The sequence below is a fragment of the Sediminibacterium sp. genome (assembly GCF_019264485.1).
In the GTDB taxonomy this organism is placed as follows: domain Bacteria; phylum Bacteroidota; class Bacteroidia; order Chitinophagales; family Chitinophagaceae; genus Sediminibacterium.
Window position 1 is genome coordinate 140,892 of record NZ_JAHVAA010000008.1, and the last position, 12,120, is coordinate 153,011.

Genomic DNA, 12,120 nt, shown 5'->3' on the forward strand with positions numbered 1-12,120 from the left:
GGTTCCGGTTTACCGGAACGAATATACGACTCCGCCCAAAACATTCAATCCTAATACCTCATATTGGTTCCAGCGCTGGTATTTATTGTTGAGTACATTATTCAGTTGCACAAATAGGTTGAGTTTGGGCATTACTGAAAACTCTGCGCCAAGGTTCAGGTCTACCGCAGGCTTGAGCTTTAAGGTTTGCATGGTACTGTCGCGGTATTTGCTTCCATCCCAAAAGAATAAATCAGCCTTTAACTGCAGGTCTTTTAATATTTTCCATTTCAGTGACCCCGTTAGTTCAAAGGGTAACAAACCCCATGGCTCATATGATGGCATATTGGAGAAGCGACGGAAAGTTACCCCCGTAAGTAAAGAGAGTTTTTCCTGTAAAGTATAACCCAGTTCACCATGTATCTGCACCACATTCATGGTTGATTCATACAGGGTGCTGAATGTTTTTCCATCACCCACCATATTGGGAAATACCGGCTGGTTATTCAGTTGCTGAAACGATAGTCTGGCCCTGTAGGTTAAATGATTACCTGCAGACCCTTTGATACCTGCATACTGTTCCATCACTTTGGTGTTGAGCAGCATGAGCATGGGTGTATATACCCAGGGATTAAAGTCGGCGATACTACGATAACTGTTTTTATTAAAGTATCCATGCCATCCGGCTTCTGCTACCAATGGCGTTTCAGGTACTTTTACTTCAGCAGTAATATTAGGAAGTGTGGCGTATTTGCCATTGTCCCAGGAAGGCCTGATTCCTGCCGACAACCTGAATCCATTACTCACATATTCCACAGAAGGACTCACATAAAACAGGTTATTGGTTTGTTTGTACCTCGTTCCTATTCCCAATACTTCAAAATCTGTTTTAGCGATATCGGCAGTAATACCGAGGTCAATGGCAAAATGTTCTCCAAACTTTTTCTTCAGTGGAGCATTCAGCACGGCATTGTATTCTTTGTTGGAATTATTGTCGCTGAAATAATGAAGGCTCAGTTTAGGTGCATAAGTGATATTAAAAGCATTGGCTTTTTTATTCCTAAGTCCTACTTCTATTCCGGCATGGTTAAATCGTCTTAATAAGGACTCCTTTTTATAGCTGTATACCGATGTATCATACCCATAGAAATAGCGTGTGGTGTTTTTATACCAGGCTTTGGTGGTCCACTCGTTATTGTTATTGGTATTAAATACAGACAATACACTTAATCCCAGGTTGGCATATTGCTGTGCAAAGAGATTGCCTTTGTTGGTAAGATAATCTGCTGTTATGATGGTATTGCTTTTTACTCCATCACCGAAAGAAAATGCGCCTGATAAAAGAAAGCTGTTGAAATTACCCAGTCCTGCTTTCACAGAATGGTCATTCTGCCAATGGAAGCCTGTATCAACTGGTAACGCCAGCGGACGAATAGGTACGGGTTGATACGAGAAGAACAGGTTTTGCGATGGTACGCTGTAGGTTACAGGTGTTCTCGATGAATCAATAAAAGGAGATGCTGCTGTAAAATTAATTTTTGCCGCATTCTTCAAAGATGGTTTGAAGGCCGATGTTACCGTTACCACTTTGGGTGCAGATGTATCGCCCAAAGCCTCACGGTTGGTCTGCGATTCGGCATTGTCTTTTGCAGTTACTGTTTTTTTAACAGTTGTTGCTTTCCGGTTATTACGTCTGCGTTGTGCATCGGATGATACAACAGACAATAACATCAATGCCAATAAAAAGCCTTTATATGTTTGACGAATCATGTATGCTGATTTATTCTTGTTCAACCTTATTTACTTTATTCTTTTCGGCCAGTACCAGTACCAGTTTTTGCTCTGCTTCTTTTTTCAACTCTTCTACGGTTCCATTGTCTACAATACTTTTGAAAGTAGCTTCTGCATTGAACAGGTCTTTTTGTTTGAAATAGATATCACCGAGTAATAAATAACTCTTGGTTACCCAATACTCATAGGAGCCCGACTTCTTGATGACATCAAAAGCCATTTTTTCAGCCTCAGCCAGTTTATCCTGCTGAAAAAGGATTTCTGCAATCCGGTATTGCGATTCAGCTCCGTATTCAGATTTACCGGTTGCCATTACCTGTCTATAAGCGGCAATAGCCTGATCGGGTTCTTTATTGAGTTGGTGATTCTTGGCTACCACCAGACTGGCCATCATTCGGTCATCAGTAGCTATACCCGATTCTTTGAGTAGTTCCTGTGCATTGGGAGCTGCTTCTGCCCATTTCTGTGCCCTGAACTGGCAACGCAGCAATCCACGCATGGCTTCCAGCTTATTTTCCTGTTGTGTGGCGATGGGTTTCAACTGCATGAAATATTTTTCTGCCTGCTCATAATCTTTTACTTCAAAATAATTGATCCTCGCCGCCTGCAATACACTTCTTTCCGCAAACGTACTTACTCCCTTCCCTGCTACAGCTACATAGAATGGTAATGCTTCTTTCAGCGCTTTTTCTGTTACAAAAATTTCTGCCGTAAAATAATTGGCTTCTATCTGGTAACGCCCATCGGGGAATTTGGAGAGATACTCTTTGAATCCATTTTTCGAGCCGATCCAGTCTTTTACATCATACCGCAACATGGCAGATTTAAATGTAAGTGAGTCCTCTTCATTATAAGTAACCGGACGTCCATTCGCCCGCATAAATGATGCAAACTCTCCGGGTTGCTGACGTTCAACAAATAAATTACGGATATATTCTATTGCATCATCGGTTTCTGGGGCATTGGGATAGCTTGATACCAGTGTTTTAAACTGTGTAAGCGATTCCTCATTTTTATCGAGGTTAAAATAAGCGATCCCTGTTTTCAGGTACGCTTCGGGTTTCAGTGATACGGCTTTATTGCTCTTAATCAGTTTGTTTAGTGGTACCAGTGCCGCTTCATAGTTTTCATCTGCAATGTGCGTATTGGCTATTTCAAGTGCCGCATCCGATGTAAATGGTGATGCGGGATATTTCGTATCAATACTTTGTAATAAACGTAGTTTCTCTGCATTCTGGTTCATAGCACCTGCAATAATGGCTTTCTGGAAAAGTGCATAATCTGCACCATCCATTTGCAGTGCCATTACCTGATCGTAAATTCTTAATGCCTGTTTATAATCTTTATTCATGAAATAACAATCGGCCGAACGCAGGTAGGCATCTTTTTCAATGGTTGATGAAGCCGAACTCACATTTTTGGCAATGGTTTCAAACTGCTCTTTCGCAGCCGGATAGTTTTCCATCTTTAATAAAGCATAACCCAGATTATACCTTGCATTGATCGTATTCACTTCTCCATTGGCCATTGTATTTTTCAGGTACTCAGTAAAGTAAGCAATGGCCGATTCATTATTACCATTGCGGTAAGCTATCTCTCCTTTCCAGAATCGGGCCAGCGATATCAATGCATTGTTATAAGGTATTTCCAGCAGGCGTGTAAGTAATGGATCGGCCTGTGTTATCTGCTGATCGTTGATTAATTCCACCGACCGACCATACAATAAACGCGGATAAATCTTCATGGCATTCTCACTCCTCACCGGCAAACTTTCATAGAGTGCCAGTCCGTCTTTATAATTACTGGTATTCGCCAGCGTACTCACCAATAATTCCCTTGCCTCCTGCAACATGGTTGAGGCCGGATAAGCAGCCGTGAAAGCTTGAAATCCTTTTAGGGCAGCATCCATATAACCCAACTCATAAGAGAGTTTGGCATAGTTAAAAGATGATACTTCTTTCTGTATGGCATTGCTGTTATTTGCCGCACAAAACTGGAAGGCATTCCGGGCATTTACTTTGTCGTTGGTCTTCAGGTAGGCATCAGCGAGTAAATACATACTATTCTGCGCCAGCGAATCTTCTCCACCGCCCAGTTGTTTAAATCCATCGATCGATTTGGACCAGTTTTTTGCTTCATAATAACAGTACGACAACTCATACAGATCTTCACGTCTTACTTTCTGGTTACCTGCAACATACTTTTCGAGGTAGGGCAGTGCTTTGGCATATTGTCTTTTTTCGAACCAGATATGACCTACCAGCTGACGCAACTGGAGATCGTAATATTGTCCGCCTTTATTCAAAGCTGCTTCGCCATACTCGAGGGCCTTATCTCTTTCTCCATTGAAATAATAGATCTCTGCCAGGTAAAACGGAACCACGTTTTGGTAATCGGGTGATTTTTCTGCCACCTGGAAACTGGTAATGGCTTCCCCGTATTTTTTTTCATTGAAAGCAATAAAACCATAGTAATAATTGGCATCAATATAATTAGGGTCTTCAGGTATCTGACGGATCGCATTGAAGAGAGGTTTGGCTTTCTCGAACTGCGTCATGGTAAAATAGCCATATGCCTGGTGAAATTTCATATCGGCAATCTCACGGTTACTGAGGTTGGCGATATTGGTTTTTTCATAACTGGCCACTGCTTCGGGCAGCATTTTTCTGCGGTAATAATATTCACCAAGGTGAAAACGCATCATCTGCACATGTGGTACATCGTATTCTTTCTCGGTAAAATCAACAGCCATCGGCGCAGCGGTAGAGTCATTGATTTTTAGCCCACAAAGAATATAATAGTATTTCGATTCTAACTGAACCGCAAGTGAGAGGTTACTGCCTGGCGAACCATTACTGTAAATCTTCTTGAAGACCGGATAGGCAAGCCCATACTGGTCGTTCTGAAATAATTCTTTTGCCTGTTTAAATTCGGCATCAGGGTCCTGTAATAGTTGTGTGATCTGAGCATTTGAGTTTGATTGAATCGCCAGACCTGCGACAATCAGACTTATGGATAGGAATCTGTTCATAGATTACGGACTGCTTAATGACAAAGATTTCTGTTTCTTTCTTAATGAAAAGCGAAAAACCTGTTTTAAAGGTAGTATTAGCGTTTTGTAAGCAAAGGCTTAACAGCTATTTGTGGAAAAACAGATCAACAACGTAAGTTTGTCAACAAATCAGGATAACTATGTACGAACACAGCACAAGGGTGAGAATAAGATATGCTGAAACAGACCAGATGGATATTGTGTATTATGGCAACTATGCTCAATACTTTGAAGTGGGTAGGGCTGAGTCGATCCGTGAACTGGGTTTCACTTATAAAAACATGGAAGAAATGGGTATCCGTATGCCTGTGGTAGAAATGGAAGCAAAATTTTTACGCCCTGCGCATTATGATGACCTGATTACCATTAAAACCATTTTGAAAGAATTACCTACAGGTCATAGTATCAGTTACTATCATGAAGTATATAATGAAAATAATAAACTGCTGACCACAGGAAAAGTAACCCTGTTTTTTATTAACAGCCATACAGGCAAAAGAACTGTTTTGCCTGATGCTTTTCTTGAAAAACTATCTCACTATTTTACGGATCAGAGTCTGCTGTAATCGGGTCGCCAGTTTTGAATGGCTGCTTTGATTTCTTTGTTACCCATATTTTCCTTCGCTGCTTTTTCAGCTAATGCAGGTAATTCTTCATCAGATGCAAAGCGCAGGGCGATGATCTGCCTGAGTCTTAACGCTTGCGGTAAGGGTTTTCCGGTGAGTATAAAATGACGGAACTGCTCTTCTGCCCTAATGGCCCTGTCCTGCGCTTTGAGTGCAAAGGCCCTAACATACCAGTAAATAAACCCCAGTACAATACTAATGAGACAAATGAGTGAGGCAGAATACAGGTTATCATCCGAGGCATCTGCAAGGTTGATAAATGCGCCGATCAGCAGGCAGAGAATGGCTGGCGCTACAATAAAATGCCATACAGGCACATAGCGTGTGTGGTTATTAAAGTTTTGTTCTTTCATAATTTTTCATTTCGCCCCAGATTAAAATCTGGAGCTGGGTTTGGTTAGAGGCGTTTTGTATTACTTAAAATTCAATTCCCCTTGCCCCGGATTTCAATCCGGGGTTAACATGATTATTTTAGTTCATCGAGTACAAGAAACATTTTCTTTACGATTTCGTTGGCCGATCCATCATAATTATTCACCAGCATGGCAATGGTATAGCCAATACCTTCTTTTGATGTATGATATCCCGCAAAACCCTTTGATCCTCCGATGGTTCCACTCTTTAATTTCATTTTATTATACTCCGGAAATGCATCCAGGTAATAACTGTACCAGGAACGTTCACGTGCATATTGCAATACTTTAATCAATGCATTGGTGGTAAGCCTGTTTTGTGGGGATAATCCACTTCCATCAATCATTCTAAGTGACGCAGGATCAATTCCTTTTTCTTTCCAGAATGTTTTCATAATCTCCAGTCCGTCTTCAGTAGCACCCAATCCATTTTTATAATGTGCGATGGCTTTTACGAGACTCTCTCCATACAGGTTTACACTTTTTTTCATAAACCAGTAATTGATGCTGTCGAGGGTTGGTGATAACTGTGTATGAAAAGGGGTAATCTTTCCTTCTTTATTTTTTATCCTTACACCGGGCTGTTTACCGTTTACCGCCAACTGGGCCGATAAACTATAAGCCAGTTGTTGCTGCGGATCGGTCATGGAACCCGAAATGGTGAAACTTTTCTGTGCTGGCGGTATCGTTCCGCGGATATAGACCCTTTCGTTATAAGGTGCAGAAAAAATATAGGCATTGTCTCCACTTCCTTTCTTTCCTGCTTTCAGTTCATTCGTAAAAAGCAGGTTATACAATTTGGGAATGGTTTTACTGATTAACACAGGATCTCCGGTATTGGGACCTGATTTCAACACAAGGTCGTACTGGTTTTCTCTCCAGTTAATACCATAAGCACCGGCTCCATAATAATTGCCTATATCATCCCATGGCCATCCACCGGGAACAGAAGAACTCTCCCACTGCTCGCTATGCATGATGATATTTCCTGTCATGGTTTTAATACCAGCTTTCTGTATGATTTCCTTCCATTGTCTTAAAATCAGGGTATCACCGGTAGTACTGTATCGCCAGCTTCCGAGTGTAGGATCGCCAGATCCGGTAATATGCAGGTTTCCGTTTAGTTTGCCATTGGCAATCGTTCCGTCGTATCCGAGCAAGGTTGTAAATCGATGATCTTTCCCCAGCAGTTCAAAAGCGGTGGCGCTGGTCACTGTTTTCTGGCAACTGGCCGGCGCCAGACCCGTATTACCATTGTGTTCGAAAATAATGACACCCGTTTCACTGTTCACCACCGAAAAACCAAGTGTGGCGTAACGCATTTGTGGATCGTTGAGTAATAGCTGAACGGCTTTTTGCAGTTTTTCCTGCACTGTTTGGGCACCAGCCGCTGTGAGAAATAAAACTAAACTGATACAACTGTAAACAAGTCTTCTCATAAATGCGTTTTACCTTGCATTAAAATTAAGCGCCTGTAAAGTATGGAAAAAGTTTTTGCTTCAATTATTACCATTGGCGATGAGTTACTGATTGGACAGGTAATAGATACCAATAGTGCCTGGATTGCACAGGAACTCAATAAACTGGGTGTACAGGTAAAAAACCGGGTGGCCGTTGGTGACCTGTGGGATGATATATGGCAGGCCCTGGATGAAGAAAGCAGGAAAGCCTCCCTCATTCTCATTACCGGCGGATTAGGTCCCACGGCAGATGATATTACCAAGCCATTGTTATGTGAGTATTTTGGCGGCAAGATGGTAGTGCATGAGGATACACTGGCACATGTTACGCTGCTGTTTGAAAAAGTATTCAAGCGACCGATGATTGAAAGAAACCGTAAACAGGCCGAAGTACCTGATGTATGTACTGTTTTAAAAAATGAGAAGGGAACAGCACCGGGTATGTTGTTTGAAAAAAACGGGGTAATTTTTGTTTCAATGCCCGGTGTACCACATGAAATGAAATGGCTGATGCAGCACCATGTATTACCCATGGTTGAAACCCGTTTTACCAGAGGTGTTATCCGGCATAAAACCCTGCTTACCGCAGGAATCGGAGAATCCTTCCTTGCAGAAATGATTACAGATATTGAATCTTCGCTACCCTCACATATTAAACTGGCTTATCTGCCCAATTATGGTATGGTAAGGCTTCGGTTAACCGCTTCAGGTGAAGATGCCACAGTACTCGAAACTGAACTGACCAGTTATTTTAATCAATTGCTGGAAAGAACAAAAGATTATTTAGTCATTGATGAAGATTTACCCATGGAACTGGTAGTGGGTAAACTATTGAAAGAAAGAAATCAAACCCTGGCTACGGCAGAAAGTTGTACGGGTGGATATATTGCCCATATCATTACCAAACACAGTGGCGCCTCTGCTTATTATATGGGCAGTGTAGTGAGTTATGATAACCATATCAAGGAAAAAGTGTTAGGCGTTTCATCAACCACTTTAAACACGGTTGGCGCAGTGAGTGAAGATACAGTGAAACAAATGGCAGCTTCAGTCAGGCAGTTGATGCAAACCAATTATGCCATTGCGGTAAGTGGTATTATGGGGCCTGATGGAGGAACCCCCGGCAAACCTGTTGGTGCTGTTTGGGTGGCAGTGGCTTCTGCAGATAAAACGGTGACACAACTTTTTCATTTCCGGTTCGACCGATCGAGGAATATTGAATTAACCGCAACCAATGCATTAAACCTGCTCCGACAACTGATTTTGGGGAAATTATAGCTTTTGTTATTCCGCTCCGTTAAACACTTGCATAGGTTTATTACCTGTTTGTGTAATAGCATGTAAGTGGTATAAGAATGGTAATCCTATGTAACAGTGGGAAAGAAAAAAACAAACTTATACGTAGAAAAAATGGTATTCCAATGCGTTAATTACAGCACAATTTTACATCTGGAAATACTGTGCATAAACATAGGGTAGTTTTTTCCGGTTTCCCCCTCAATTTGTCTACTTTCTCACTAATATTGCCCCCGAAAACAAACGGGCGTAAGTTTCAGGAAGGGATATACGTGGGTTAAAAGGGTTATTGATCATTATTTTAAACACTACGAATTGTATGGCAATTGCTGAACTGGTGATGCCCAAGCTGGGCGAGAGTATCATGGAAGCTACTATCCTTAAATGGAACAAAAAAGTAGGCGACCATGTGAAAATGGATGAGACGGTATTAGATATTGCCACAGATAAAGTTGACAGTGAAGTGCCTTCTACGGCTGAAGGTATTATAACAGAAATATTATTCAATGTTAACGATGTGGTACCAATTGGTACTGTGATCGCCAGGATTAATACTGACACCAATAGCGCAGTTGCCGATATTGTAGCACCAATACCAACTCCTGTTCAAACAGAAGAAGTTGTTATTCCTGTAATTGAATCCAAACAGGAAATGGCTGAACCCCTGCCAGTTCCCCCACCACCAGTTGAAGTGATTGAAAACGAAGCTCCGGAAGTACCTTTTGTACCGGCTGCAGATAATGTTACTTTATTGGATAAACCTGCTACCAATCGTTTCTATTCACCACTGGTATTGAATATTGCCAATAGCGAAGGGATCAGTTTGAGTGAACTGGAAAGAATACCCGGTACAGGCATCGATGGCAGAGTAAGTAAGAAAGATATCCTGAATTATGTAACCGATAAAAAATCAGGGAAAGTTCCTGCAACGGCTCCAGCAACTGCCGCTGCACCGGTTCAGGCAGCACCAAGATTTGAAACTACCGTAAAAATAACTGAAACGGCTCCTCCAGTTCCCGCAGCGGTATCAAACGGTAAATTAAGTGACCCTGCTTCTGTCGTAATCAGTGGTCAGACAGAAATTATGGAGATGGACAGAATGCGTAAACTGATCGCCAAACATATGGTCGACAGTAAGCATATTAGTCCGCATGTAACGAGCTTTGCAGAGGCCGATGTTACTCATATGGTTCAATGGCGTGAGCGGGTGAAACATGAATTTGAAAAAAGAGAAGGAACCAAACTCACTTTCACACCCATGTTTGTGGAGTGTATTGCACGCGTAATCGAACGTTATCCATTAATTAACTGTTCTGTAGAAGGCGATAAAGTAATCATCAGAAAAGATATCAATATTGGTATGGCCACGGCCCTTCCATCTGGCAATCTGATTGTTCCTGTTATTAAAGGTGCCAATCAACTGAATATTGTTGGTTTGAGTAAAGCTGTTAACGGGCTTGCAGATGCAGCACGTAATAATCGGCTGAAACCAGATGATACCACTGGTGGTACTTTTACTTTAACCAATGTGGGTACATTCGGCAGTCTAATGGGCACACCCATTATCTCTCAACCACAGGTAGCCATTCTCGCTGTGGGTGCCATTAAAAAACGCCCGATGGTGATAGAAACCAATGATGGTGATACTATTGGCATCAGGCATATGATGTATCTCTCACTTAGCTACGACCACCGGATTGTGGATGGCAGCATTGGTGCCAGCTTCCTCACAGAAATAGCCAAGGAATTTGAGAAATGGGATCCAAACCGTCAGTGGTTCCAATACCTGTAAGCATTTGTTGTTTTTGATGAACGGTTTTGCTGTTGCCTCCCGTTGTTTACCTTAGTAGCAATGAAAACAATGGCATTCATATTCATGTTCCTGACTGCATTATTTACCGTGCAGCCATTGATTATAATGAATGCACAGCATACAACCAGTTCTGAAACAGGCAATAGCTGCCAAAAAGTATGTGACAAAACAGCACCTGATCAGCAGGCAGAAAATAAAAACTGCGATACCACCACAAGATGTAATGCTTCCTCCTGTTGTTTTGTATGTCAGTATTTACCGGCAGAAGAATCGTTGTATAAAAATTTCTGGTCAACTTCCAATACAAAACTTAACCCCCATTATACCGCAAAACCTGTATCAGGTTATTCCACCGACTGCTGGCAGCCTCCTGAGTTGTTCTTCGTTTGATATCGTACCACACAATTTTTAAACACATTAATTACCATCAAATGAAAAAAACAATGATGGCCATGATCGCTTTTATGCTGATCAGTGGCATGGTTATGGCTTCTGATAATAAGAAAGCTGAAACAAAAAAAGCCAACAAAACAATCTGTGATAAGAAAGACTGTAAAGACAAAAAGGATTGCAAAAAAGCCTGCACTCCTCCTGCCTGCAGCAAAAAATGCTAATTGTATAGCATAGGTAATATGGCCCGCCAGCAATGGCGGGCTTTTTTTTGTTGAAAGTCGGCAAGTCCGAAAGACCGAAAGTAGTAGGTTTTGTATCGTGAGCCCTTTTGTTATTTATTTTACCGCACTTTCGGTCTTTCGGACTTGCTGACTCCCTGACTTCTCCCCCGATTTTCACACCCTGTTAATAAACAAATGCACCATACAATTTCAGGTATTCGTAAATTATGATAACAAAAACGGATCAGTATGAAGACCTTATCACAAACATGGTTTGCAGATGGTTATATTGATTTTGAATTGAAGAAATATACCCTGCTGGCTTATTTAAAGGAGATCAGTCATTATTTCTGCCAGAACAAATTATATCCGCAACTGGCCGATGTTATTTTTCACTACAATAACCTCATTGCTTTTAAAGAGAACAAGCAATACTTACAGGAGCAGTTCCCGAAAAAACTCACTGGCATTCAAATCGAAAAATTACAGCTGCTGTATGAATCAATGGTAGAAGACGATGAGTTGATGCAGGAACTGGAAGATATCATTCACTATGCATCTTCCAATATGAAACGAACCATTACCAGCGGTACAGAGATTTATGAATTTGTTGAAAACAAACTTACCATCGAACCAATCGGCATTATACCGCTCGATCATAACGAAGGCTATTTTTTACTTTGCGAAGGTGCCTGCAGAAATACCTGGGTGTACCAGTACCGTTTGAGTATTTTCGAAAAACATGATGAGAAATACAGAAGTATTAAAACAGAGTTTGTAGACGTATGGCAGAGAAATATCGTAAACTCATACCAGAACATCAAAGCCGAACTAATCCGTAACCGATCAGACTTACCCAACCCCGCTGTGTATTCCGTTGAAACCGAACTCAGCATACCACTCGAAGAAACCCTTCTCCCCATCGCCAAAAGAAGCCTGGTGAGATATATTACAACGATGATGACTTAGGAGGAAGATGGAGGATGGCAGATGTAGGATGGCAGATGTAGGATGGCAGATGTGGGATGTGGGATGTCGGATGTCGGATGTCGGATGTCGGATGTCGTATGTCGTAT

General features: G+C 41.6%; 10 protein-coding genes. 6 read left to right on the forward strand and 4 right to left on the reverse strand.

The genetic code is table 11. The annotated features are described in order from the left end of the window. Positions 1 to 9: 9 nt before the first annotated feature. Both KXJ59_RS05905 and KXJ59_RS05910 read right to left on the reverse strand, forming a co-directional pair. On the reverse strand, positions 10 to 1,749 hold the full coding sequence (locus KXJ59_RS05905; RefSeq protein ID WP_295202098.1) for a hypothetical protein: 1,740 nt from the start codon (positions 1,747 to 1,749) through the stop codon (positions 10 to 12). A 10-nt stretch (positions 1,750 to 1,759) separates the two neighbouring features. After that, entirely contained in the window at positions 1,760 to 4,801 is a 3,042-nt protein-coding gene (locus tag KXJ59_RS05910) for a tetratricopeptide repeat protein (protein WP_295202099.1), read from the reverse strand. 161 nt (positions 4,802 to 4,962) lie between these two features. Here KXJ59_RS05910 and KXJ59_RS05915 point away from each other — a divergent pair, with 161 nt between their 5' ends. Then, the gene (locus tag KXJ59_RS05915; RefSeq protein ID WP_295202101.1) at positions 4,963 to 5,388 is read left to right on the forward strand and encodes a thioesterase family protein; all 426 of its coding nucleotides are present in this window, start codon (positions 4,963 to 4,965) and stop codon (positions 5,386 to 5,388) included. On the opposite strand, the gene KXJ59_RS05920 is transcribed toward KXJ59_RS05915, so the two are convergent. Both KXJ59_RS05920 and dacB read right to left on the reverse strand, forming a co-directional pair. Next, on the reverse strand, positions 5,373 to 5,801 hold the full coding sequence (locus KXJ59_RS05920; RefSeq protein ID WP_295202103.1) for a DUF6526 family protein: 429 nt from the start codon (positions 5,799 to 5,801) through the stop codon (positions 5,373 to 5,375). The genes KXJ59_RS05915 and KXJ59_RS05920 overlap by 16 nt on opposite strands. 113 nt (positions 5,802 to 5,914) lie before the next feature. Beyond that, positions 5,915 to 7,300, reverse strand: a complete 1,386-nt coding sequence (gene dacB / locus KXJ59_RS05925; RefSeq protein WP_295202106.1) for a D-alanyl-D-alanine carboxypeptidase/D-alanyl-D-alanine-endopeptidase — start codon at positions 7,298 to 7,300, stop codon at positions 5,915 to 5,917. A gap of 42 nt (positions 7,301 to 7,342) precedes the next feature. On the opposite strand from dacB, the gene KXJ59_RS05930 reads away from it, so the two are divergent. The 5 genes from KXJ59_RS05930 to KXJ59_RS05950 all read left to right on the forward strand — a co-directional run bounded on the left by KXJ59_RS05930 (position 7,343) and on the right by KXJ59_RS05950 (position 12,013). Continuing rightward, entirely contained in the window at positions 7,343 to 8,599 is a 1,257-nt protein-coding gene (locus KXJ59_RS05930) for a competence/damage-inducible protein A (protein ID WP_295202108.1), read from the forward strand. 337 nt (positions 8,600 to 8,936) lie between these two features. After that, on the forward strand, positions 8,937 to 10,409 hold the full coding sequence (locus KXJ59_RS05935; RefSeq protein WP_295202110.1) for a dihydrolipoamide acetyltransferase family protein: 1,473 nt from the start codon (positions 8,937 to 8,939) through the stop codon (positions 10,407 to 10,409). 69 nt (positions 10,410 to 10,478) lie between these two features. Next, positions 10,479 to 10,820 carry a hypothetical protein gene (locus KXJ59_RS05940; RefSeq protein WP_295202111.1) on the forward strand — a complete coding sequence of 114 codons (342 nt, stop codon included), beginning with the start codon at positions 10,479 to 10,481 and terminating at the stop codon, positions 10,818 to 10,820. Between the two features lie 41 nt (positions 10,821 to 10,861). Continuing rightward, positions 10,862 to 11,044, forward strand: a complete 183-nt coding sequence (locus KXJ59_RS05945) for a hypothetical protein (RefSeq protein WP_295202112.1) — start codon at positions 10,862 to 10,864, stop codon at positions 11,042 to 11,044. Between the two features lie 249 nt (positions 11,045 to 11,293). Next, positions 11,294 to 12,013: a hypothetical protein gene (locus tag KXJ59_RS05950; RefSeq protein WP_295202114.1), complete on the forward strand. Its 720-nt coding sequence runs from the start codon at positions 11,294 to 11,296 to the stop codon at positions 12,011 to 12,013. Positions 12,014 to 12,120: the final 107 nt, after the last annotated feature.

Bases quoted from the DNA above. Each gene is read 5' to 3' on its own strand.
- KXJ59_RS05905 (WP_295202098.1), bottom strand. From the start codon at position 1,749: ATGATTCGTCAAACATATAAAGGCTTTTTATTGGCATTGATGTTATTG.
- KXJ59_RS05910 (WP_295202099.1), bottom strand. From the start codon at position 4,801: ATGAACAGATTCCTATCCATAAGTCTGATTGTCGCAGGTCTGGCGATT.
- KXJ59_RS05915 (WP_295202101.1), top strand. From the start codon at position 4,963: ATGTACGAACACAGCACAAGGGTGAGAATAAGATATGCTGAAACAGAC.
- KXJ59_RS05920 (WP_295202103.1), bottom strand. From the start codon at position 5,801: ATGAAAGAACAAAACTTTAATAACCACACACGCTATGTGCCTGTATGG.
- dacB (WP_295202106.1), bottom strand. From the start codon at position 7,300: ATGAGAAGACTTGTTTACAGTTGTATCAGTTTAGTTTTATTTCTCACA.
- KXJ59_RS05930 (WP_295202108.1), top strand. From the start codon at position 7,343: ATGGAAAAAGTTTTTGCTTCAATTATTACCATTGGCGATGAGTTACTG.
- KXJ59_RS05935 (WP_295202110.1), top strand. From the start codon at position 8,937: ATGGCAATTGCTGAACTGGTGATGCCCAAGCTGGGCGAGAGTATCATG.
- KXJ59_RS05940 (WP_295202111.1), top strand. From the start codon at position 10,479: ATGGCATTCATATTCATGTTCCTGACTGCATTATTTACCGTGCAGCCA.
- KXJ59_RS05945 (WP_295202112.1), top strand. From the start codon at position 10,862: ATGAAAAAAACAATGATGGCCATGATCGCTTTTATGCTGATCAGTGGC.
- KXJ59_RS05950 (WP_295202114.1), top strand. From the start codon at position 11,294: ATGAAGACCTTATCACAAACATGGTTTGCAGATGGTTATATTGATTTT.